Raw genomic sequence first — 22,774 nt, 5'->3', positions numbered from 1 at the left:
GGGATTGTGCTGGCAGAATACCGCCGCTAGTAAAGGGACTGATCTGGCTGCCTCTGTCGGCGGATTCAGTGGGTCATTGGGGTAAAGGGAGCCCACCGGGGTTCAGTTGCCTCGGTGGGGGAGCATCTAACCGGCCTGACCAAGGGAGTGGAGAATGTGCTGCTCCAGGCTCTTTTGTAACCAGATGGGGGTGGAAACCCGTCCATCCTGATCGTGCTTGAGCCACAGGTAGATGGTCTTTGGGGTCTTAAAGCTGACCAACTCTTCAAACTGGCGCGAGCTCAGTTGAATTGCCTGGATGCCTTTCAGGTCGCGGAAGAAACTGGCGCAAGAACTGAAGGCCAGCAGTGACACGGCGTCAGACTCCAGCAGCGAGTTGGACATGGCCGCCATGTCCGAGGCGATGGAGTCCAGTTTGAAGGGGATGCCCTTGCGCTTACAGTAGAACTTCATCGGCGACTGGCTGTTGGGGTAACAGGAGTTGCCATAGAGGATATGGGGGTAGCTGGCGATCTGCTCCAGGCTGGGGTTGTCCCAGATAGGGTGGCCTTCACGGGCCACCAGGTAGACCTTCTTTGGGGTGGCAATGGCCTTGGACAGGATCCCTTCTCGCTCGGCCGGAGTGAAACTGATCACCGCATCGGCGCGGTTGGAAGCCAGTTCATCCAGGGTGGAGTCATTGAACAGCTTCAGATGAATGCTGTGAGGATCGTTGTTGCTATCGGCGGCGCAGCGCACGCTGTGGATAAGGTTGATGGCCAACTGCGGTGGCGTGATGATGTGCAGGTTATTGTGCTGATCCATCTCCTTGTAGTGACCGATGGCGGCGATCTCTTCGGATTCGCCTAATAACCGGCTGAGGATCGGGTACAGGTTGTCTGCCAGTGGAGTGGGTTCAAAACCGTGCTGCCGACGTATGAACAGCTGATCGGAAAAGGACTGCCTCAGCGCATTGAGACTGCGGCTGATTTTCGATGGTGGCACATCCAGAATGCCGGCCACGGCGATGGAGTTACCGTGTTGGTACACCAGACAGAAGGCGCGAATAACAAACAGGTTGATGTCTTTCAATTTGTCGATATTGACGCTGGTCATGGGTAGTCCTTGGATTCAATCGGCGGCAGCACCACGGAGTTAATGATGAATTGCTCGATGCAGGACAGCAGCCATTCCGGCATCTGCTGTTGCCTTGGGTGGCTGAGCAGGTAATAGTTCGGCACGCCCATGCGCTGGTGCAGCAGGTCAAATTGATCCTGAGGCAGGCGGCGGATGCTGATGTCACTGAGACGATCCATAAATTCGGCGGCGTATTTCTGACCGATAAAGGTCAGCCCACGACTGGTTTCCAGTTGATCAGCCAGTTCGGTGAGGCCACTGACTTTGGTTTCAATATTCAGATGGCGGCCGATGTCGTTGGCGTACACTTCCAGGGGATCAATGCGGTCGTTAAACGCAGGGCAGTCGGTGACAATAAACGGATAATCAATGATCTCTTTTAATTGAGGTTGAATACTGCGCTGCCAGATGGGGTGTTGATGATTACCGACCACAAATAACGCATTGCCTTCGGTAATAAACTGACTGCGCACACCTTCAGCGGTAGAACTCTCGAAACTGATGGCAACATCAATATCCCCATGCTGAATTTCAGAATCAATATGATGAGTGATCGGTTTCACATTAAAAGTAAAATGCTGATTATTCTCATTTGCGCTTGCCTGAAGATACTGTGCCAGTTTAATACACAGGCCAGTAGGGCAGGCGATAACGATCTCTTGTTTCAGGCGATTATTCTCTTCTTGACCGAGGCTGCATGCCTGACCAGCCAACTCCAGCACCCGCTTCATCTCGGGATAGATGCGGGTGGCCATTTCGCTGGGTTCAAAGCCGTACTGTTTGCGATGGAACAGAGGATCGTCCAACGCATGACGTAAGCTATTTAAACAGCGGCTTATTTTAGATGCAGGTACATTCAGTGTCTGAGCCACACTTAGGGAATTAAGTGACTCGTATACAAGTACGAAGACCTGAAAAGAGAAAATGTTGATGTCTCGTAATTTGTCCATCGCCCGGGCTCGCCCTACTTTTTATCGCACTATACGTTATCGAGTGAATCAGGTGTCTGACTGGAATCACAGAACTAGCAAGAATTAATGCAGCAAGTTTATTGTTATTCACTCGAAAACGACTAGGCCGTAGCGATATATACAATTTTATTGATAGTAGTGTCACTTATTCTAATATTTTTGTCGCTTTATAAGTCAGCAATGTAAGCAGTTGAGGCTTTCTCGAACTGCATTAATATCCATTCTACCTCAAATACTCAGACAGAATTGCTGAAAACCGGTTTCATAAATGCAGCCTGTGAAACTGTCTCGCATATTCCAAAGCTGCATCGGTATTACATCATACATTTTGATAACAATTGCGCAATCAGTCAGTTGTGCTGCCTGCTGGTTGTTTTTCAGTGTTTCTGCGTGCTCATCACTGTTTTCTAATACAGTGACTCTGGTCAAATTCAGGGTTTAGCCACTTCAAATAGTATTTCTCCCAGCCACTTAGAGGGCGAATTCCATTTTTGGAGAAATGATGATGAGAATGACAAGAAAAGCACCGTTGGCGTTACTGATTGCATCGGCTTTGATGATGGCCGGTTGCAGCGATGGTGACGATGGCAAGGATGGCGCTCCGGGACAGCCTGGAGATCCGGGCCAGCCAGGAGAGCCGGGTTTGCCTGCAGGCAGCTTTGCCGACACCATTGAATCTGCCGCAGAGATGACCATTACCCTGTTGCCCGAAAACCTGGCCATTACCGCCGGGCAACCGTTTTCGGTCGCGTTTAGCGTGACTGGAAAAAATGCCAAAGGGGAAGACGTGCCTTTCCTTGGCATGGACAAGGTAGCGCTGTATGTGATGAATCAACAGGCCAACGACGCCGGTGGCGCGCCCAAGCAGTGGGTCAACCACGTGATGGCCAATGAGGCCGGTTCTTACATGTATTGCACCCCGGAAGGAAAAACTCTGTCACGGCTTGGTGAAGAGGTGGATGCCTGTACTCTGGTGGAAGATGAGGCCAACCCGGGCACTTACACCGGAACCTGGAGCCACGAAGGGGCGGCGCCGGTGATTCTGGCCTCTGCCAGTGCCGACGATCTGCACCGGGTATTCATGAGAGCCTTCAACGTGGTCAATGCCGCCGGTGCCGGCATCGCCGATAAGATCTTCTCGTCACCGCTGGATTACATTCCGGCCACCGGCGAGTTGGCTCAGTCTGACAAGGACACCGTCAGCAACGCCGCCTGCATTCAGTGCCACGGCGAGCAGGATGGTCGCATTGCCAACATCGAAGCCCACCACAACTATCAGAAAGTGGAAAACTGCGTTGCCTGCCACAACCCGGCTCTGAGCGGTGGCCAGAATGATCCCGCCATTGGTTGGAATGCTGACTTTGGTCCCATGGTGCACACCATCCACGGTGGCCATAAGATCCACTCCCTGCTGGGCAAGGAGTTGACCGGTGAAGCCCATGAGATGTTCGGTGAAATCGGATTCCCGTCCGAGCTGAACGAATGTACCGTGTGTCACGATGGCGAGCCAAGCTGGCAGACCAATGTTTACGCCGAAGCCTGCCAGGCCTGTCATATTGACTTCAGAAATGACGACTCGCTGGCGGTGCCCCATGCCGGCATTGACGCCGCGGCGTGCAGTGGTTGTCACACCACCGAATGGATGAGCAGTGCCCATAATGTCGGCGACCGTACCAAGGCGACGGCATCCATTGCCGCCCAGGTCGTCAACGTGGTCTACAGCGAAAACAGCGAAGCGGTGGACGTGGATGGCACCATCGAGATGCAGGACAAGCTGACCGTGACCCTGGCGGTTCAGCAAGATGGCAGCGATGTCGCCGATGGTTTCGATTTTGGCCCTTATGCCAAGTACTCCACCCTGATGGTGGGCAGCGTGGTGGCCGACGGTACCGTCACCAAGAATACCGATGTTGATTTTGCCGGGGCCGCCGCCGCTGCCGGTGAAGTGGAAGCGTCGGCCATTGGCAACCTGAACCTGGATGGGCAAAGCCTGTACCTGGCTTCGCGCTTGTCACTGTGCAGCAAAGACGGTGCCCTGATTGAGTGCTACGAAGGTGGTGATGACACCAAGCCTCAGTATGAAGTGGGTTATGTGGCGGTAACCATGGATACCGCTTACTGGAACCTGGCCAACGCCGATGGCAGCGATGCCCTGGTGTCCCGTTTCAGCCAGCCGGAACGGATTACTGCCGACGAAGCCAAGTGCAACAACTGTCACGATACCCTGGCCAACGCCAAGCACTACGGAAACCTCAAGTTTGACCAGTGCATGAACTGCCACAATGAAACCTGGGGTGGCTCCTACCACGCCGCAGTTGAGTACAAGTCCGACGATGTGGATGCCGATGGCAATCCGGTGTTTAAGACCATCGATGGCCTGAGCTACCACACTCGCGACCTGTTTGCCGTGGCCCACCGTTTCCACACCGGTTTGTGGGACGACAACCGCGGCTTCCCGGCCATTCACCTGGACAGCAGCATGGCGACTCAGGGCTATCCGGATCAGGCCAACAGCTGTGTGGCCTGTCACAAGGATGACACCGCCCTGTTTGCCGCCGACGGTGGTTTGGCGTCCGGCAAACGCGCACTGGGTGTGGATCTGAACTTTGATGGCGTCAATGACGGTTACCTGTCGCCTGTCGCCGAAGCGTGCCGAACCTGTCACGCCCACTCCAGCCCAGCGGCGCTGGCGCACTTCAAGAGTAACGGCTCTTACGTAGAGGGTGAGCCTTCTACCAGCGCGGATCTGCCGGTTGAGTCCTGTGGGACTTGTCACGCCGAAGGCAAGACCTACGGTATTGACGTGATGCACGCCGGTGGTGCTCACTAAGACGTTGCATTTCCCTGCAACTGAGTAAAGCGCCTTCGGGCGCTTTTTTTGTGTCTCAGTGGCGGCCGAGCAGCTGCGCGAACGACTCGCTGAAGCGACTGCGGGGGCCGGTACTGGATTGTTCGATGATCATCACCGCCAGGGCGTGTTGCTGGGCGATGGTCAGGGCGCGTTCCGCGTCCAGCACCATCAGGGCCGTGGCGTAGGCATCGGCAATGGCGCAGCTGGGGTGGATGACCGTCACCGACAGGGTATTGCTCAGGCTGGGGTAGCCGCTGCGGGGATCGATAATGTGTCCTAGGCGTACCCCGTTGTTCTCTATGAAGTTGACGTAGTTGCCCGAGGTGGCCATCGACAAATTCTTCAGAGGTACGATCTGCTGCAATGCCAGGCTCAGCTTTTCTGGCCGGGTAACGGCAATCTGCCAGTCACGGCCGGGCTCTGGCTGGCCCCGGGTTTTGATTTCGCCGCCAATCTCCACCAAGTAGTGGTCAATGCCCAGTTGATCCAGCACCAGGGCGACCCGATCGACGCCATAGCCCTTGGCAACGGCAGACGGGTTAAAAGCCAGGCCGGCAATCAGCTTGGTCAGGGTGCGCTGCTGCAGCGTAAACCCCTCCATGCCGGTGTGGCTGCGGGCGCGCTCTAACTGGCCCCGATTCTTATGATTGAGATCCCGGGGCCGATGGCCAAATCCCCAAAACTCGATCACCGGTCCCAGAGTGATGTCCAGGGCACCGTCGGTATTGGTACTGATCCGGTTGGCGATGGCAACCACGCTGGCCAGATCCTTCGAGACTGCAATCGGTTGTCCGATGGGAGCCTGATTCACCCGGCTGATCTCCGAGTCGGGTCGAAACACCGACAAGCCGGCATTGATTTGCTGCAGCTGTTGTTGAACGGCCATCAGTACCTGGGATGGGCTGTGCTCGGGCGCGTGTTGCCGCCACTGGATGGTGTAAGTGGTGCCCATGGTGTCTCCGGCAATGTGACGCATCTGCGGGGCGGCAGAGGAGGTCAGGCTGAGCAGTGCCAGTAGAGCGCAGACGGCGGGAAGAAGCTTCATGGTGGGGTTCCTGAAACGAAAAAGGCCAGCCTCGGGGGCCGGCCTTGTCGGGTGAGTAAAAAACCGGGGTTAGTTGGCGGCAGCCTGCTGACCGGCAAGGCGGCCAAACACGGTAATGTCGGTGATGGCGTTGCCACCCAGGCGGTTGGAGCCATGGGTCATGCCGGTGACCTCACCGGCGGCAAACAGGCCCTCAATGGGTTGACCGTTGTCGGCGATGACCCGGGTGTGGGTGTCGGTGACCAGGCCACCCATGGTGTGGTGTACCGATGGCTTGGCAACCAGCATGTAGAACGGAGGTTGCAGCAGCGTCTTCAGGCCTCCACGGTGGTTAAACTCCTGGTCTTTGCCCTGTTTGGCAAACTGATTGACCCGGCCTACCTGGGCCATCAGCGCTTGCTTGTCGATGCCAAACTTGTCGGCCAACTCTTCGATGCTGTCGGCTTTGTACATGTAGCCTTTGCGGTTCAGTTCTTCGAACTCATCTTTGTGTACCCCCACCACTTTGGCGGCTTGTTCGATTTCATTGCCCCACAGTACATACGCCTGCTGGTTGGTCTGGGCCAGAATGGCACGGCTGATGACGTCACGACGCTCCAACTCTTCCACAAAGCGTTTGCCTTCCTTGTTTACCAGCAGGGCGCCAAAGAAGCGGGAGTCGGCGATCAGCGAGATCACACCGGTGTCCACGTGGCAGATGGGGTAGGTTTGAATCGAGGACATGTTGTGGGTCTTGGCGTGCAGCTTTTCCGCCATCACGATGCCGTCACCGGTGATGCCGCGGGCGTTGGTGGTGCCATAGCGGTTATCCAGTTCGGGGACGTAGCGGGTACGCATCTCGACGTTGGCGCCAAATCCACCGGTCGCCAGCACCACACCTTTGCTGGCGAAGTAGCTGATGGTCTTGCCATTTTTCTCGGCTTCCACGCCAATAACCCGGCCATTCTGATCCTGAATCAGGGCCTTGGCTGTGGTACGGGTATGGATGGGGATCTGCAGCTCATCGGTTTTGGCCATGAACTTGCTGATCCACTCGGCACCGGTGTGGTTTTTCGGGATCAAGGCGCGTTTGACACTGTGACCACCAAACTGGAACAGTTGATCTTTATAGAAGTCGACGTGGATGTAATCCCGCAGCCACTCGGCTGCCGGCAGAGCCTGTTCTGCCAGAATCTGAACCATCTCGGGATCGCCCAGGTAGTCACCGCCCTTGAGGGTGTCTTTGACGAACAGTTCGATGCTGTCTTCGATCCCTTTCTGTTTCTGAACCCAGTTGCCTGGGACGTTCATCTGACCACCGGTGATCAGGCTGTTGCCGCCGACGGTCGGCATCTTCTCGATGATGACCACATTGGCCCCGGCGTTTTTGGCAGTGATGGCGGCGCTGAATCCGGCGCCCCCGGAGCCGACAACCACCACATCGAACTGTTGCTCGGTGGCGACGTCTGCCTGCTTCTTGGATTTGGCGGCCCCGGCAATCAGGGTGACACCGGCGGCGTCCAGGGAGTTGTCTACCGCTTCCTTAAAGGCGCCACTGGTGATGGTGGCGCCACTGATGCCGTCTACCTCGGTGCTGTTGCTGGCGATCATGGCGTCTTTCATCTCGGTGAAGACCGAGGCGGCAAGCACCTTGTTTTCGTTCTGTTTCAGAACCTGGATGTCCACCAGTTGGCCATCTTTGACCTCGGTTTTTACCTGGATTTCGCCATGTTTGCCAAAGGCCTTGCCTTCGCTGGTGACGCTGGGGTTGTCAACCTGGCTGCTGCAGCCGACGACCAGGGCCAGGATGGCGCTGGAGATAAGGGTTTTCTTTAACACAGGGATTCTCTCTCTTTAAAAACTCATGCCGATGGCGATGCCGTACTCGATGCCGTCGTTGGGGGTGGCGCCCCAGCTGTCGAACTGGGTCAGGTGCAGCTTGGTGTACAAGGACTCGGTCAGGTTGGTTTTCAGGGTGGTGATGAGCTGATGACCGTAGCTGTCGTAGCCCAGAGTCTGCTTGTGTTCGTCATCGCGGCCGAATTGACCTTCGTAGTTCACGGTGAGGCTGTGTTTCAGGCCTGCGAGGGCGAAGGGGTAGCGGGCGTTGATGACGGCGGCACCACCACTGAGGCCATCGAAGCTGGCATTGGTGGGGCTAAAAGAGGCGGCGGAATAGTTAATACCGATACCGGCGTTAATAAACAGACCATTAAATTTTTGATTGGTAGTCAGACCTAAATACAGGTTGTCTTCCATAACGGTGCGATTTGAAGACAGGAAGTTTTGCATCCACAGGTTGTGATTGCTGCTGCCAATCTGTTTATCGACAATGGCCAGAGATTTTACCGTTAATTTGCCGTCGGCACCGTGTTGAGCGTCCTTAACTTCGCCGGGATTCTCCAGTTTTACATAAGCAAACAGTGTGCCCCAATCGGCTTTGTTAAAGTGGCTCAGTTTTAAGAAAGGTTGGTTGTAGGCGCCGGCGTTGTCGTCTCGGGTATCCGATGTATAGGCTTTGTAGCCCAGGTCCAGAGAGGTGGCTGACATGGCGGGAGCCACCAGCAATGCTGACAGTGCTGCGATTAACTTGGTGTTCATCCGAGGGATTCCTAGCTGAAAATTCCTGGTCAGAATACCGGGTTGAAAATAATGGACTGGGAGATGCTTCCGGGACTGGGTTGTCGGTGATTAAAGTGTGTGGAATAAGGCAGTGAATGAAATCATTTTTACCTGTGGTGTTGGGTTTTGTGAGCTCGTTTAAATAAACCTGTGGAACTTGACTGGTTTGGCTTTTTATTGATTTGGTGCCTTTGTGAAATTAACGTCAAAATAATATTTTTCAATTTTTTATTCAACTAAATAATCGCAGTTGTCGATTGTTTATAGGCCACCAGCAACGAAAACGGCGCCCAAAGGGCGCCGGTGTGCATTCGATTGAATTAACCTCAGGGCAGCGTCAGTGAGGCTCGAAAGCGGTTGTCGCTGGTGTCGATCTCAAACTGCCATTCCAGTTGCGTGGTCAGACGCTTGACCAGCATCAATCCCAGGCCGAAGCCACTGTGGTTATTGTTGGCCATGGGGTTGCTGATAACGATGCATTTGCCCCGCTGTTGGATGTCGATGCCATCGGCGCCGTGTTCCAGGCTGTTTCGAATCAGGTTGTTGAGCACGATGGACAGGGGCTCTTTCAGTGTGGTCAGTCGGGTGGCGTCACCATTAAGGTTGACTGCAACGCTGCTGCCCTGGGCGTGTTGCTGGTCTTCGACAACCTGACTCAGCATCTGGCTCAGGTGCACCGGTGACGGGTCCATGGAACTGCAGTCCGGATCCATCATCCACAGCAGGGTTTCGGTGATCGACTTCATCTGGGCGGTGGCTTGGCGAGCGTGCAGTGTCGGTCCGCTCAATTGACCTTGCTGCAGGGTCAGAATATCGAATGAGGATTGGCAGATGGCGATGGGGGTACGCAGTTCGTGGCTGGCAAAGCGCAGAAAACTCAGTTCCCGCTGTTGCGCCTGTTTCAGTTGCCGTATCGAGCCCTCGAGGGCGTCAACGATGGACTGCAGTTCGGCGTAGCACTGCTTGGGGAACTGCAGTGGCAGCATTTTTTGCCAGTCGTGTTGCTTGATGGCCTGGCTGATCTGGTGCACCGGGGTGATGACTTGACTCTGCATATAAAACGCCAGGCTGGCGACCACGCCGAAGGTCATGACGATCAGCAGCAAAATGGCGGTCATGTTTTTAGGGGCAAACACCAGGTCGTGAGTGGCATTGTAGTGCAGCCAGACGTAGTAGGGACGTTGGTCCTGGCCCTGATACAGCATCAGGGCATCGATGAAGGGGCCATCGACGTGTTGGTAGTGGATGGACTGCGGCTGTTTGGGCGGAACAAAGTCGCTGATGGCACGTACCTGCCTGGGAACCGATTGCCAACGGTCAAACACCTGAATGTTTTCGGTAACAAAGGCTTTTCCGCTGCTTCTGAACAACTGCTCGGCGGCCTGACCGGCGTTATTCATGGTGATTTCATGCATCGAAAACATGCCGGTGCACATCATGCATAGGGGGATGATGCTGTTGATGGCCAGGGTGATGGCAAGGAACGCCAGACCGTAGCCCTGATAGACCCGCTTGAGGCTGAGTTTAGGTTTCATCGCGACTTACCTTGAGACATAAGCCGACGCCGCGCAGGGTGTGGATCAGTTTGCTGTCGAAAGGCCTGTCGACCACTTTCCTGAGCAGGTGCAGGTGGCTGCGCAGGCTGTCACTGTCCGGTGGCGTGTCGGGCCACAGCATACGCTCAATCTCTTCTCGCTCCACCGCTTCCGGGCTACGCCTGGCCAGCAGCGACAGGATCTGCCAGCCGGTTTTCGATAGCGCCAGTGGTTGCTGCTGGCGCCAGGCCTGATGACTGCCAAAGTCGATTTCAAGGTCGCCCAGCGTGAGCACCTTGGGCGCCGGCCGGCGCTCGGCGATCACTCTCAGGCGGGCTACCAACTCCGGCAGGGCGAAGGGCTTCACCAGGTAGTCATCGGCGCCGACCTCAAAGCCTTTGAGTCGGTCGTTGAGATTGCCTCTGGCAGTCAGCATGATGATTGGGGTCGGCAGGCACTGGGCTTTCCACTGCTGGCAGGCCATAACGCCGTCACCGTCGGGCAGATTCAGGTCCAGTATCAGGGCATCGTAGTGGCGCTGGAACAGCAATTCGCCCCCCTGGTGCAGGGTGCTGGCGTAATCGCAGTCGATGCCGTTGAGCTCAAGAAAGTGAACAATATTCTTCGCTAACAGGCGGTTGTCTTCGACCAGGAGGACGAGCATGATTCAGATAATCTCCAGTTGGTGGGCGATGTGGATCAGGTTGGCACGATTGCTGGCAGCCAGTTTTTTTCTCATCGCTTCGAGGTGGTACTCCACCCCTCTTACCGTCAGGTGCAGCTGTTCGGCAATCTGGTGGTTGTGCAGTCCCCGCGCGGTCAGGGCCAGGACTCCGAGCGCCGTGGAGGTGAAGACTCGGCCCTGACGGTAGGGGTTGAATCGCTCTCGTCCAAGCTGGAATAGCTTCATTTGGGCGATCTCCAGAGTACTGCCTAGCTGCTCAGTGTCGATGCTGTTGTCGCTGAGCAGGGTAAAGCGTCCCGCCCAGGAGTGGCAGTCGGTCTGAAGCAACGGCCAGCTTAATACCTGGTGAATACCATGACTGTGAAACAGGCGGCCGGCCTTGGTGGTGTCCGGATCCAGACCATAGCAATAGGGCTGTTGCAGCTGCAAGGCGGCGGCAAAGTTGGGATCCGATGTCGCGACCCGGCTCACGTAGTGCTGGTGCAGCTGGCGGATCTTTGGCGATGAACACAGCACCCCTTGAGCCCGTCGCAGGGTGTGGGGGGTAAACAGGTTGCTGCGGCAGTTACTGTGATAATTGTCGTAGGCGCAAAGGGCGACTCCCTGAAACCAGAATCCCTGAATGCCGTGGTGGAAGATGTTCGGCTTGATGGTATCCAGTATCTGCTGCCATGGGGGCAAAGACCCCGCTACCCGGGAGGGGAGCTGTGCGAGAGAGGTGTTCATCGACCGATCCGAATGCCTGTTGTGGGAGAGGGAATACCCGGACTGTACTCAGGAGGGTCGCTGGCGGTAAAGGCCTTTGGCACCGATCTTCAGGGTGCACAACAAAAGCGCAATTTCATTATTTCAAATGCAGTATTTTGACGTGATTTTGATGTCCTGCGAGTTAAAATCGTAGCGGCCTATGGGTGACGGCCGCGAGCTTACACCGTGGCGGCACGGCTGGGCAGCCTGTTACTCAGTCGTTCACTGAAAGTGGGGGCTGGCTCCGGCCGTCCGTACAAATACCCCTGCAGCAGGGTGCAGGATTTCTCCCTAAGCAGTCGTGACTCGGCCTGGGTTTCGACTCCCTCGGCGACAACCTTCAGATTTCCCTGGCTGGCCAGTGACAGAATCATATCGACGATAGCGGCGTTGTCGGCCACGGTGTCGATACCCGAGACAAAGGCCCGATCGATCTTCAGGGTGTCGATGGGCAAGCGCTGTAGGTAGGACAGGGAGGAGTAGCCGGTGCCGAAGTCGTCCAGGGCAATGGTGACGCCGGTCGCCTTGAGTTGTTGCATGGTCTCGACCACGCGTTGCGGATCGGCGGCGGCCACCTCTTCGGTGATCTCCAGTTCCAACAGGCGGGCGTCGATGCCGTGGCGTGCCAGGCAGTCGGACACGGTCTGGGGAAAGGCTGGATCCGCAAATTGCTGAGCCGAGACGTTTACCGCCAGCGGGTAGAGCGGCCGATCCTCCGCTTTCCATTGAGCTTGCTGGCGGCAGGCTTCATTCAATACCCAGTTACCCAGAGCCACAATCAGTCCGCTTTGCTCGGCGACGGGAATAAACTCGGCGGGCGAAATGGTTTTGCCGTTGTGGTGCCAGCGAATCAGCGCCTCGGCCCCAGCGATTTTCAGGGTTTTGGCGTGAATTTTAACCTGATAGAACAGCTCAAATTCATGGTTGCGAATGGCGTGTCGAAGGGCGGCCTCGGTGGCCAGCCATTGCTGGGTTCGCTCGGTCAGTTCGCGGTCGTAGAAACGGTAGCTTTGGTTGCTGCCGCTGAGACTGTGAATGGCGGCATCGGCGTTGCGCATCAGTTGATCGCTGTCGTTGCTGTCCTGAGGGTAGCGGGTAATGCCGATCTTGCCGCTCAGGTTCAACAGCCGTTGCTGCACATACAGCGGTTCGTCCGCCAGTTGGGCCAGCTTGGTAGCCAGTTCGCTGAGTTCACGGGCCTGATGGCTGTGATGGACGGTCACTGCCCAACTGTCTTCACCGAAGCGGTACAGCTTGGTGGTGCAACCACTGTTGCTAAGGCGTCGCTGAATCCATTGGCTGACGGCAATCAGAACCTCGCCGCCAAAGCTGTGACCATAGGTGCCGGTGAGCAAGGCATAGCGCTCCAGCCGCAGCAGAATCAAGGCGCCAGCGTCGGTGTGTTGCAGGTTATCAGACAGATCCTGGGTCAGGGTTCGACGGTTGGGTAGCCCGGTAAGGGAGTCGTAAAATGCAAAACGGAACAGTTGATCGCGGTCTTTGAGCCGTAAATACAAGGTCATCAAGACAAAGGCCGATACTGCCAGTATGGCGATGCTGAAGCCGACCAGCAGACGTGACAATTTGTTGACTTCAGACAGGGCGGCTTCGCTGTCGTTCATGGTGGCCATGCGGATCTTCGTCTGCCATTGATTCAATTGCTCATGGGCAGTGTCGACCACCTGTTGTGCATCGGACAGGGTCTGACGGAGTTTATCCCAATCCCTGGGGCCGCTCATCTGGGTGTCAAACTGGGCCGCATGAAGGTTGAATTGAGTAATGCTCTGACGCAGAACGGTGGCGTCACGGGCGGTGATGCCGAGATCTTGCAGGTGGGCAATGCCGCGGTTAATGCTCAGATTGAGCTCGCGGGATCGAGAGAGATAAGGGGGCCGATCGGTGGTGGCATAGTAGAGGTATAACTGATTCACCTGTTGACTCAATGCCGCCTGTAGCACGCCGATGGCCTCCATCTCCGGAATGTGGCGCTGGACCATCTGCTCGGAGTCTTCCTGAACCATGAAACCGGTTCTGACGCTGACCCAACTCATAGCCGCGACCATCAGTGCCACCACCAAGAATACGGCAAACAACCAGGTGGCGGTGCGTTTTGAGCCGGGCCGGGCTGCGATCATGGCGGTGTGGTTCATGGCAGATGAATTTCATTGCAAACAGAACTCGGCAGTGTAGCAAAGTTGGCTGGCTTTTTGTCCATCCATATGAAAAACGGGCATTTAAAACGCTTCTTTGCTGGAGCCCAAGGCGGGGCTGGGGGAACCTGTGCTATCCCTCGTAGGCTCGCTTGAAGGCGGCAGGGGTTTTGCCGGTGTGGCGTTTGAAGTACTTGATGAAGTGAGTGGTGTCCTCAAACCCCAGTTCAAAGGCAGCCTGCTGGACCGAGCAGCCTCCCAAAGTCAGTTTGCGTTTGATCTCGAGGATAATGCGGAAATCGATCAACTGTTTGGCGGTGTGGCCGCAGCAAACTTTGCAAAGCTGGTTCAGGGATTTATAGCTGGTATGCAAGAGTTGGGCGTACTGGCTTGCCTCCCGGCTTTCGGTGAAGTGGTTATCGACCAGGCGCAGAAATTCGCCAAAACGGTTTTTTTGTTGTTCGCTGAGGTGAGCGAGATGGCGGTCTCGTTGTTTGGCTAGCTTGATCAATAAGGCCGAGAACAGCAGTTGCACAATGACGCTGCTATCCGCCCCCTCAGTTAAGGCGGTCTTCATCTCATTCAATAGCGCTCGACTGGTCTCCTTTAACCCCGGACAGAGGTGAAGAATGGGAAAAGCACTCAGGCTTTGGTGGACCGGTACAAAATAGGAGGTGCGAATATTGGCGGAGGCGGCTGAGAAAAACTCTGGTGTCAGAATGAGCAGCTTACCCTTGGGCCTGTCTTGTTGATCAAACGCGTGTATCTGCCCTTTGTTGACAAAGATGATGCTGTTGGATTGATAGGGGTACGAATGACAATCAATGGAGTGTTGACCTTTCCCCTGTTCCAAAAAAATGAAACAGAAATAGCTGACGCGGTGCGGCTCGTAGGGATGGACTCCCTGCTGGCTTAAGTTGTCGAGGAACTGCGTTAAGTCCAGTATGTCGATGCCAATCTTATCCAATAGTGGACTGCCGTAGCTGATGTTAGGAATGTCGTCGAATTTGTCCATTGGTTGGCCTTGTTACTGAAGGGTGGCAAAGAGCTCTCTGCCAACACTAAGGCATTGGCTATCGATGACTAAATTGGCATCGACACTCGAAGCCGATGCCTCCACGAAGCCTCTGATTTAAAGATGAACTGGTTTCATTCTAACAGCTCGCTCCTCGAAGTTCTGTTTCTGGCAGCCTCACCACCCCGACTATCGTGACTCTGCTAACTCAGCCTGGCGCCATCGACCGGTTCGGGCTTGGACTGCGCCTTGCTGTTTTCAGTGGTGACGGTGCCGGGGTTCTCAAGCGGTTCGATCTGGAACCGTGGTGAGTACCGTTGTACAGGAGGAAAAATACTGCTGGAGTCGCCTGGGAAACAGGTCGGCAACGGTCTGAAAATTGCCGTTAACATACCGGGTGAAGGGAGTGTGATCGGGGTAGGCTTTGGAGCTGTGACCCAGGGCGAACCGAGGCCGCAGTGTGGGGGCAAATGGGGCTGGTGGGCCGGTTCAGGAGGGGATGATGTGCAATGGAGGCTGACTTGAGCCTCATTGCCACTACAATGAAGGCAGGACTTCGATAGGGGATAAGCCATGGAATTGCACTGGATTTGGGAGTGGGTAGGGTACGCGGCCTCCATCGTGGTCGCGGTGTCGCTGATGATGGCAGACATTAAAAAGCTACGCTGGTGGAATCTGCTGGGAGCGGCGCTGTTTGTCCTTTATGGCTGGGCCATCGGTGCCTACCCGGTAATGTTGGTGAATGCCTTTATTGTGGTGATTGATATCTACTACCTGGTGAAGCTCTATCGCCATGAAGCGGAGGAGGCCAGCTGAGCCTCAATCCCCTTGCTCTCGCTTAAAGGCCGCCGGGGTTTTGCCTGTGTGGCGTTTGAAGTACTTGATAAAATGGGTGATGTCTTCAAACCCTACTTCAAAGGCGGTGTCCTGAACCGAGAGACCGTCCATGGTCAGTTTGCGCTTAATCTCGAGGATGATGCGAAAATCGATCAGCTGTTTGGCGGTGTGTCCGCAGCAGGTTTTACAGAGTTGGTTCAGATATTTGTAACTGCTGTGCATCATCTGGGCGTATTGGCTCGCCTCGCGGACCTCGGTGAACTGTTCATCCACCAGGCGCAGGAATTCTCCGTAACGCGCCTTCTGCTGTTCACTGAGGTGGGCCAGGTGGCCCTGCCGCAGCTTGGTCAACTTCAGCAACATGGCTGACAGCAGCAACTGTACGATGACGCCGCTGTCCGGCCCTTCCTTGATCGCGCGTGTCATTTCGCTCAGCATCGCCCTGGTGCTCTCGTTGAGGTCGTCAGAGAGAGGCAATATCGGGAAGGCGCTCAGGGTTTGATGCGCTGGTACAAAATAGGAGGTGCGGATGTTGGCGGCGCCAGCGGCGAAGAACTCCCGGGTCATTAGTACCAGCGTGCCTTTGATTTTGTTGTCCCTGTTGAAGGTATGGATTTGGTATTTATTAAGAAATATCACGCAGCCAGATTCATAAGGGTAGGAGTGAAAATCGATAGGGTGTTGCCCCTCGCCCTGCTCGACAAAAATGAGGCAGAAATGGCTGACCCGATGAGGTTGGTAAGGGTTGGCGCCCTGATCACAGATATCCTGAACAAAGGTTTCCAGATCCAGTATGTCCATACCAGCCTTACGAAGCTGAGGGCTGTCGTAGGTGATTTGGGGAATGTTGTCGATTTTATCCATCTATCAGGCTTCTCAAGGGAGGCAGCTCAACTGGCTGGGTTTAGGCATTGAGGATTGGTGTTGAAAAAAGAGGTGTCAGCTTAAACCGCTGACACTTCTTAAAACTGAGTACCTTAGAGGTGTACTCGTTTTACTTTAGCGGCCGTTAGCGTCTTTATCGGTGCATTGGCCGCAATGGGTTCATCATTATTTCCCTACAGTAGGTAACAGGGCGGCACGCTTGGCTTATCGCCGCTGCGAACCAGGCCGTGTCCATGTAAAAGTAATGGTGAACTCGGCATTGAAACAGGTCGAAACAGGCCTGAAAATTGCCGTTAAAGTACCGTGCGACGGGAATGTGATCGCCGCCATCTGGAAACGGTGACATGGATCTTAAAAACGCCTCTTTGAGCGTCAAAAGAGTGCCTGCCGGGCGCGTGTTTAAAAATAGTCATTCGAATGGGGGGCATCAAAGCCGGGGTTCGAGGCGGTCTTTTGCCCCGTGTCGGGGGGACCGAGGCTGTCCAACACGGCCATGGGGAAACAACAAAGCCGGCATCAGTTCGGTGCCGGCTTTAGGCTTTCGGTTACCCGCTGGTGGACGTTACTTGTGGATCTTGCCTATCTGAGCGGCTCTAGCGTCGTAGTCTTCGGCATGACAGCCTTGACAGGCGTCGGAAGGTCGCAGCCACGGCTGGCTGTAAACGCCGTCCTCTGAGTAGTGGTAGCTATCGTCAGAGGGGGCAGAGATATCGATCTTGAACAGATGTGACCGGGAGGGCATATGACAGTTTCTGCAATCTGTGCTGCTGTGAATCATAGCGGCCATGCCATTCCCTCCCTCGGCGTTGGCAAACTCCATCTGGTGACAATCGGTACACTCTCTTTTCAAGCCGCCTTCGTGGCCGGGTTTGTCCCTGAAGTGGGTAGACATATGGCTTTCGTGGCAGGTACTGCAGTGCATGTTTTGCTTCTTGCCTTCGGCCACGCCGGTATCCGGGTTATAGCCCATAATCGCATCACCAGCGATACGACCTCCAAGCCCCCCCAGGCCCGCTGTGCCTTTAGGGATCAGGCCTCCGACGGCGTCACCGCCAAACTTTTCGGTGTAATGGGTTAGATATTCTGGGTAGGTCTTATCGCCTTTTTTAGTATGGCATTCGGCACAGGCAACCGCTTGGCCGAAGGCCTGGTCCTCGGCCTTCATATCCGCCGCGGTACGAGGTTCGGCCAGGCGGGTTATGTTGTTGCTGGATGGGGATTTGATGTGGTCGCTGCCCGCACCGTGACAGGATTCACACTGGACGCCGGTCTGGTCGAAGGTCCCCAGAATACCCTCCAGGCCATCCTGGTGATGGTTGTTTCTATTGTCCCCCTCCGCGGAGGTGAAGTCCTTCCAGCCGGTGGTATGGCAACGACCACAGTGATAGGGTCTGACTTCGGGGCCCAGGTTTTCTCCAAATGACCATATATCAGAGATATAGCCATCTCCGTCGAGCTTGCCGATCACCTTTTCACCAGTGATTATGTAGCCATCCAGACCCACCCACTGAACTGCTTGCTTGTAGCCACCAATCACGTAAGCAACCTCTTCATAGCTGGTGGGAGCACCACCCGGGTTGATCACGCCATCTATCATCTCCAAGGCGCCGGCGATGTTGGTGAAGGGGTACTCGGGCATCTGGCCATCGACCACCTTAGCCAACTTAAAGGGGTGGCCGGATGTCAGGAAGCTTTCTTTGTCGTTGTGACAGCTCAGGCAGGTCTGGGTGCCCACATAACTCAGTTGCTCCGCTGGCTCGGTTGCGATTGTGACGGTGACGGTGGATCTCGCCTCACCGCCCCGGCCATCGCTAATCTCGTAGGCCAACTTGGCCTCGCCGGTTTTTTCCGGTTCAAACAGAAGTTTGTTGTCCTCAATGGAGACTCTGCCGTTTCCCGTTACCAGGTCAACCCGGTCCAGGGTCAGGGGATCGCCATCGGCATCACTGTCGTTGGCCAGGACGTCGATGATCACCTGGCTGCCAACGGTGGCCTCGGCGGTGTCGGCAGTGGCTATCGGGGCCGCGTTCTTCTGCGGAGGAGGCGGTGCAACCGAGTTGTTGTCGCTGTCGCTGCCGCAGGCGGTCAGCAGGCTGAGCAGGGCAGTGGCTGCCAGCGTTTTCATCGGCGCATTGAGCGTATTGGGTTTCATCATCATTATTTCCTTTCAGTAGCTAACACAGTGGTGCGCCCGGCTCCAAGGGAGCGGGTGCACCAGGTTTTGCACCGGGGAAAATAGTGGCTGGAGCTGCCGATGAAACAGGTCAGTAAAGGCTGAAAAGTTGCCGTTACCGTACCTTGCTGTCGAAAGTGTGACTGCGCCCAGAAGAATTGGGGAGTAGGGCTCTAGATTTTTTCTGTATCAATATCAAGTAATTGCCTAGTGATGGCGTTAAGCGCTGATTGGCCTTAACGGTTCTTCAGCATTCGTTGTCCCGCTTAAAGGCCGCCGGGGTCTGGCCAGTCAGGCGTTTGAAATACTTGTTCATGTAACTGATGTCTTCGAAGCTAAGGTCCGACGCGATCTCCTGGGAAGATAACCCATCCATGACCAGCTTGCGCTTTATCTCCAGAATGGTACGAAAGTCGATCAGTTGTTTGGCGGTGCGGCCACAGCATGTTTTGCATAATTGATTCAACGTCTTGTAACTGGTGTGCATCAGGTCGGCATAGTGACTGGCCTCCCTGGCTTCGGGGAAGCACTGCTCCACCAAAGTTAGAAACAGGTCGAATCGCTCCTTCTGATGTTCACTGAGGTGGCTTAGGTGGCTTTGTCGTCGCCGACCCAGTTTGATCAACAGCGAAGAGATCAGCAGTTGTACGACCACGTCATCATCGGCGCCCTCATGCTGGGCCTTTCTGACTTCCGTTAGTAGCGCCTTGCAGCTGTCTTTCAGGTCGTCGTTCAGGGGCAGTACCGGTGATGCGGCCATGCTCTGGTGAAAGGGGGCGAAGTACGAGGTGCGAATATTGGAGGCACTGTCGGAGAAAAAGGCGGTGGTGATGTTGATCATCTTTCCTTTGGGACGATCGGCGCTATCGAAGGCATGTACTTGATTGGGATTGACGAAAATGACGCTGCCCGACCGATAGGGGTAGCGATGAAAGTCGATCAGGTGTTCTCCCTCGCCCTCATCGATGAACAGGAAGCAAAAATAGCTGACGCGGTGCGGTTGGTAGGGGTTGAAGTGGTAGTCATTGAGCCGGCCGCGGAAGCGTTCAAGATCCAGCACTTCGATGCCAGATTCTTCCTGCGAAGGTGCACGGTAGCAGATGTTAGGAATAGGGGCGCTGCTGTCCACAAGAACTCCGGTGACTGTTGTTGGTGTAATGATGACAGGTTTGAGGGGAAGTGCCATAGGCGGTAAAAATCAGCCAGCGACGCGCTGTCGCTGGCTGGCAGGGGTTACAGGTGAATCTTGCCTATGCGAGTGGCACGTTCATCATAGTCATCCTCGTGACAACCGGAGCAGCTGTCATAGGCACGAAGCCATGGTTTCACGTAATCGCCGTCCGCCGAGAAGTGCCTTGGATCGTTCTTGGCGCCGTCGAGATCGATCTTGAACATGTGGGAATTCCCCGGCATGTGGCAATCGGTACACTTGGCGGTGAATTCGTGGGCGGCGGAAGCGATGTCACTGCCGGCAGCGTTGGCGAACTCCTTGGTGTGACAATCGTTACAGTCGCGCGCCATGGCGCCTTCGTGGCCTGGCTTATCCTGATTGACTTTGGATTTATGCGGGTTATGACAAGTCGAGCAGGTGAAGCCCTTCTTTTTACCCATGGCGATGCCGGTGTCAGGATCGGTGCCCAGGAGTTCGGTCGCAGCTTGACGACCACCTCGGCCGTCCCGGCGGCCTTCGGGGCCGAAACCGGTCATCACCTTCAGGCGTGCCTCTAGGCTGTCGCCGCCAAACTCCTGGTTGTGGGGGGACACGTAGTCTGGGTAGCGTCGCACGGCATCATCAGTGCTATGACACTCGGCGCAGGCGATGGGCTTACCGAAGCCCATGTCCTGTGCCAGGTAGTCGTTGGTGGAGCGGGGCTCGGCAATCTTGACGATGTTGTGCTTCGACGGGCTCTGGATGTGGGCCCTGCCAGCGCCGTGGCAGGCTTCGCACTGGATCCCGGTCAGGGCAAAGGTGCCGCCCATGCCTGGCATGTCGTCCTGGCGGTTCAGGTTGCGGTGATCGCCACTGCCTTCGGTGTAGTCTTTCCAGCCGGTGGTGTGACAGCGACCGCAATAATCGAAGCCATGGGAGTCAGGTGCATCATTGGCACTATAAGGAAACGCATAGGGCACCTGGCCGCCTTTGGGGGCGATGCCGACACCCGCCTTATCGCCGGACAGGATATAGCCGTTGTTATCGATAAACATGGCACTGCGCATATAGCCGCCGATGACGTAGCTGATGTCTGCCCAGCTGCTGGGGGTGCCCAGGGTGTTGTCCACATCCAACAGATCCAGAGCCCCTGAAATCGAGGTGAAGGGGTAGATGGGTTCCTGATCACCCTCAACCTTGGTGAGCTTAAAGTTGTGGCCGGTTTCCAGGTAGGTTTTTTTATCGGTGTGACAGGAAAGGCAGGCCTGGGATCCCACATAGGAGAGTTCCTGGGCGCTGACCACCACGGTGACCGTGGATTCCGCCTGGCCGCCATTACCATCGGAGATGGCGTAGCTGAGGATAGTGGTGCCCACCTCAACCGGGTCAAACAGTACCTGATTGTTGTGGATGGAGGCGGTACCCAGCCCCTTGAGGAGGATCACCGTCTCCAGGGTCAAGGGGTCGCCATCGGCATCGGTGTCGTTGGCCAGGGCATCAATAAGGGTCTTGCTGCCCATGGTGGCACTGGCTTCCACCGGGTTGGCGACCGGTGCGGTGTTACCCGGTTCGGAAGGGGTGTTGCTGTCGCTGTCGCTGCCGCAGGCGCTCAGTAGACTGAGCAGAATGGCGGCGGAGAGGGTTTTTAAGGGCAAACTGAGCCCGCTGAGTTTCATCATCATCATTTCCCTGTAGTAGGTGACACAGTCGGCGCACGGGTATGGGATAGTCCCCGAAGCGCATTAAGTTGTGCACCAGTGAAAGTAATGCTGAATCCCGGTTCAAAATAGGTAAGAAAAGTCCGGAAACTGGCGATTTTTGTACCTGATTCACAGACTGTGATCCGGGACTGTGACTAAGCACAGCAATGACAATGATTCGGTAAGTTGTGATGGATTGGGGTTATTGTTCAACAGGTTGATGCTGAAAATGACCATGACTCAGAAAGAGATGGGTTTGTCTGGCGACCTCGGCGGACAGCAGCATGCTGGTGTGGCTAACCGGTAGCACAATGTGATCACTCATGCCGTCGATTCGAGTCTCATCGACGGTGACGGTGCCGTCATTGGGGGTGTTACTGAGGTTAGTCAACAGCTTGCCCATGCCGATGCCAGCGTCTCCGGCAAGACTGCCCAAGGGCGTGTCGGCATTGTAATCTCGCCGTTCCGTCGGTAGCAGGCCGTGTTCATGGGCATTGCCCAGCAGTCCCAGCAGATTCCACTTCTGCAGTTGCCGGGTCACCGTGGCGCCTTGATGAGGAGACCCCAGGGTAACCAAGCGGGAGCCCGGGGGCAGCGGATGCTGCTCGGCGTACTGGCGAATCAGCACGCCTCCGAGGCTGTGCCCCAGCAGGTACATGGGCTGACCGGGGCGCCGTCGCCGGTCCAGGCGCCGAAACAGCACGTCCGGGTCGATGGCCAGGCTGTTGTAACTGAAACCGTCCACCTGCCAACCCTGATTACGCATCAGGGCGGCGAGGGGACGCATTATGGTGTGGTGCATGTAGAGCCCATGAAGCATCACCAGCTGCATTGGCTTCTCCCTAACCGATGTCTCAGATGATCAGGGTACGCTAGTTCTTGCGTTTTTGGATCATGCTCAGGGTTTCATTCTTAGGCTTGTTGCCATAGAAGTTGTTGTAGTTGAGCAGGTCGATCTGATTCACGCCGGTGACCGGACAGCGACGCTCTTTCTTCATGGTGGCGCTGCCTTTGATGCGTTTGGCGTTGGCGTCAAAACAGTGTGAGGCCGAGATATTGACCCCGGCTGCCGGACCTGGGTTACCGCCGCCACCGCCGCCGGTGGCCAGTGCTGTGGAGCTGAAGAACAGGGTAACCAGAGTAAACAGTAACGTTTTCATGATGGATCTCCGTTTTTTGTGCTCATCACTCAGAGTAGACCGGTTGATACGCGTTTTTGTCACAGCTGGATTGTTTTTTTGTAATCGATAAAAACGAACACCAATATCCAATCTAATCATTTTTATATTTTAGGAATGGCATCCATAATTGAT

At 55.5% G+C, this 22,774-nt stretch carries 18 protein-coding genes; 2 read left to right on the top strand and 16 right to left on the bottom strand.

Translation table 11 applies throughout. From position 1 onward, the window contains the following. Positions 1-126: 126 nt before the first annotated feature. Both H598_RS0118010 and H598_RS0118005 read right to left on the bottom strand, forming a co-directional pair. A complete protein-coding gene (locus tag H598_RS0118010) occupies positions 127-1,095 on the bottom strand; it encodes a LysR family transcriptional regulator (protein WP_028114247.1) in 969 nt (322 codons plus the stop codon). Continuing rightward, positions 1,092-2,066 (bottom strand): LysR family transcriptional regulator, encoded by a 975-nt coding sequence (locus tag H598_RS0118005; protein WP_084144528.1) that lies wholly within the window; start codon positions 2,064-2,066, stop codon positions 1,092-1,094. Before H598_RS0118005 ends, H598_RS0118010 begins: the two co-directional genes overlap by 4 nt. A gap of 532 nt (positions 2,067-2,598) precedes the next feature. Between H598_RS0118005 and H598_RS0118000 the strand changes: the two genes are divergently transcribed. Next, complete coding sequence (locus H598_RS0118000; RefSeq protein ID WP_245595619.1) at positions 2,599-4,917, top strand: OmcA/MtrC family decaheme c-type cytochrome; 2,319 nt, start codon at positions 2,599-2,601, stop codon at positions 4,915-4,917. Positions 4,918-4,972: 55 nt separating this feature from the next. Here the strand turns inward: H598_RS0118000 and H598_RS0117995 are convergent, their stop codons facing one another. The 8 genes from H598_RS0117995 to H598_RS0117960 form a co-directional block, all read right to left on the bottom strand. Continuing rightward, positions 4,973-5,983 carry an FAD:protein FMN transferase gene (locus H598_RS0117995; protein ID WP_028114244.1) on the bottom strand — a complete coding sequence of 337 codons (1,011 nt, stop codon included), beginning with the start codon at positions 5,981-5,983 and terminating at the stop codon, positions 4,973-4,975. Between the two features lie 69 nt (positions 5,984-6,052). Further along, the gene (locus H598_RS0117990; protein ID WP_028114243.1) at positions 6,053-7,801 is read right to left on the bottom strand and encodes a flavocytochrome c; all 1,749 of its coding nucleotides are present in this window, start codon (positions 7,799-7,801) and stop codon (positions 6,053-6,055) included. Between the two features lie 15 nt (positions 7,802-7,816). Further along, a complete protein-coding gene (locus tag H598_RS0117985) occupies positions 7,817-8,563 on the bottom strand; it encodes an outer membrane protein OmpK (protein WP_028114242.1) in 747 nt (248 codons plus the stop codon). A 347-nt stretch (positions 8,564-8,910) separates the two neighbouring features. Beyond that, positions 8,911-10,119 carry a sensor histidine kinase gene (locus H598_RS0117980; protein ID WP_028114241.1) on the bottom strand — a complete coding sequence of 403 codons (1,209 nt, stop codon included), beginning with the start codon at positions 10,117-10,119 and terminating at the stop codon, positions 8,911-8,913. Continuing rightward, positions 10,109-10,783 carry a response regulator transcription factor gene (locus tag H598_RS0117975; protein ID WP_028114240.1) on the bottom strand — a complete coding sequence of 225 codons (675 nt, stop codon included), beginning with the start codon at positions 10,781-10,783 and terminating at the stop codon, positions 10,109-10,111. Before H598_RS0117975 ends, H598_RS0117980 begins: the two co-directional genes overlap by 11 nt. Positions 10,784-10,786: 3 nt before the next feature. Next, entirely contained in the window at positions 10,787-11,530 is a 744-nt protein-coding gene (locus H598_RS0117970; RefSeq protein WP_028114239.1) for a helix-turn-helix transcriptional regulator, read from the bottom strand. A gap of 200 nt (positions 11,531-11,730) precedes the next feature. Then, the gene (locus tag H598_RS24875) at positions 11,731-13,701 is read right to left on the bottom strand and encodes a putative bifunctional diguanylate cyclase/phosphodiesterase (RefSeq protein ID WP_051252846.1); all 1,971 of its coding nucleotides are present in this window, start codon (positions 13,699-13,701) and stop codon (positions 11,731-11,733) included. Positions 13,702-13,834: 133 nt separating this feature from the next. Then, complete coding sequence (locus H598_RS0117960; RefSeq protein WP_028114238.1) at positions 13,835-14,716, bottom strand: helix-turn-helix domain-containing protein; 882 nt, start codon at positions 14,714-14,716, stop codon at positions 13,835-13,837. A gap of 573 nt (positions 14,717-15,289) precedes the next feature. Between H598_RS0117960 and H598_RS0117955 the strand changes: the two genes are divergently transcribed. Next, entirely contained in the window at positions 15,290-15,532 is a 243-nt protein-coding gene (locus H598_RS0117955; protein WP_028114237.1) for a YgjV family protein, read from the top strand. 3 nt (positions 15,533-15,535) lie between these two features. Here the strand turns inward: H598_RS0117955 and H598_RS0117950 are convergent, their stop codons facing one another. The 6 genes from H598_RS0117950 to H598_RS0117925 all read right to left on the bottom strand — a co-directional run bounded on the left by H598_RS0117950 (position 15,536) and on the right by H598_RS0117925 (position 22,621). Continuing rightward, the gene (locus H598_RS0117950) at positions 15,536-16,417 is read right to left on the bottom strand and encodes an AraC family transcriptional regulator (protein ID WP_028114236.1); all 882 of its coding nucleotides are present in this window, start codon (positions 16,415-16,417) and stop codon (positions 15,536-15,538) included. Positions 16,418-17,000: 583 nt separating this feature from the next. Continuing rightward, positions 17,001-18,596, bottom strand: a complete 1,596-nt coding sequence (locus tag H598_RS0117945) for an Ig-like domain-containing protein (RefSeq protein ID WP_169629308.1) — start codon at positions 18,594-18,596, stop codon at positions 17,001-17,003. A 262-nt stretch (positions 18,597-18,858) separates the two neighbouring features. Continuing rightward, positions 18,859-19,740 (bottom strand): AraC family transcriptional regulator, encoded by an 882-nt coding sequence (locus tag H598_RS0117940; RefSeq protein WP_051252845.1) that lies wholly within the window; start codon positions 19,738-19,740, stop codon positions 18,859-18,861. Positions 19,741-19,844: 104 nt separating this feature from the next. Next, positions 19,845-21,440: an Ig-like domain-containing protein gene (locus tag H598_RS0117935; RefSeq protein ID WP_035416191.1), complete on the bottom strand. Its 1,596-nt coding sequence runs from the start codon at positions 21,438-21,440 to the stop codon at positions 19,845-19,847. 223 nt (positions 21,441-21,663) lie between these two features. Next, on the bottom strand, positions 21,664-22,293 hold the full coding sequence (locus H598_RS0117930; RefSeq protein WP_028114232.1) for an esterase/lipase family protein: 630 nt from the start codon (positions 22,291-22,293) through the stop codon (positions 21,664-21,666). 40 nt (positions 22,294-22,333) lie between these two features. After that, the gene (locus H598_RS0117925; RefSeq protein WP_028114231.1) at positions 22,334-22,621 is read right to left on the bottom strand and encodes a hypothetical protein; all 288 of its coding nucleotides are present in this window, start codon (positions 22,619-22,621) and stop codon (positions 22,334-22,336) included. Between the last annotated feature and the right edge of the window lie 153 nt (positions 22,622-22,774).

It is taken from the genome of Ferrimonas kyonanensis DSM 18153, from assembly GCF_000425405.1.
In the GTDB taxonomy this organism is placed as follows: domain Bacteria; phylum Pseudomonadota; class Gammaproteobacteria; order Enterobacterales; family Shewanellaceae; genus Ferrimonas; species Ferrimonas kyonanensis.
The sequence above is the reverse complement of the archived record's forward strand: the minus strand, read 5'-3'. Positions and strand labels throughout refer to the sequence as shown.

Coding starts and splice junctions, on each gene's coding strand:
- H598_RS0117950 (WP_028114236.1), bottom strand. CDS start 16,417: ATGGATAAAATCGACAACATTCCCCAAATCACCTACGACAGCCCTCAG.
- H598_RS0118000 (WP_245595619.1), top strand. CDS start 2,599: ATGACAAGAAAAGCACCGTTGGCGTTACTGATTGCATCGGCTTTGATG.
- H598_RS0117955 (WP_028114237.1), top strand. CDS start 15,290: ATGGAATTGCACTGGATTTGGGAGTGGGTAGGGTACGCGGCCTCCATC.
- H598_RS0117930 (WP_028114232.1), bottom strand. CDS start 22,293: ATGCAGCTGGTGATGCTTCATGGGCTCTACATGCACCACACCATAATG.
- H598_RS0118010 (WP_028114247.1), bottom strand. CDS start 1,095: ATGACCAGCGTCAATATCGACAAATTGAAAGACATCAACCTGTTTGTT.
- H598_RS0117970 (WP_028114239.1), bottom strand. CDS start 11,530: ATGAACACCTCTCTCGCACAGCTCCCCTCCCGGGTAGCGGGGTCTTTG.
- H598_RS24875 (WP_051252846.1), bottom strand. CDS start 13,701: ATGAACCACACCGCCATGATCGCAGCCCGGCCCGGCTCAAAACGCACC.
- H598_RS0117960 (WP_028114238.1), bottom strand. CDS start 14,716: ATGGACAAATTCGACGACATTCCTAACATCAGCTACGGCAGTCCACTA.
- H598_RS0117985 (WP_028114242.1), bottom strand. CDS start 8,563: ATGAACACCAAGTTAATCGCAGCACTGTCAGCATTGCTGGTGGCTCCC.
- H598_RS0117935 (WP_035416191.1), bottom strand. CDS start 21,440: ATGATGAAACTCAGCGGGCTCAGTTTGCCCTTAAAAACCCTCTCCGCC.
- H598_RS0117995 (WP_028114244.1), bottom strand. CDS start 5,983: ATGAAGCTTCTTCCCGCCGTCTGCGCTCTACTGGCACTGCTCAGCCTG.
- H598_RS0117925 (WP_028114231.1), bottom strand. CDS start 22,621: ATGAAAACGTTACTGTTTACTCTGGTTACCCTGTTCTTCAGCTCCACA.
- H598_RS0117975 (WP_028114240.1), bottom strand. CDS start 10,783: ATGCTCGTCCTCCTGGTCGAAGACAACCGCCTGTTAGCGAAGAATATT.
- H598_RS0117945 (WP_169629308.1), bottom strand. CDS start 18,596: ATGATGATGAAACCCAATACGCTCAATGCGCCGATGAAAACGCTGGCA.
- H598_RS0117980 (WP_028114241.1), bottom strand. CDS start 10,119: ATGAAACCTAAACTCAGCCTCAAGCGGGTCTATCAGGGCTACGGTCTG.
- H598_RS0118005 (WP_084144528.1), bottom strand. CDS start 2,066: ATGGACAAATTACGAGACATCAACATTTTCTCTTTTCAGGTCTTCGTA.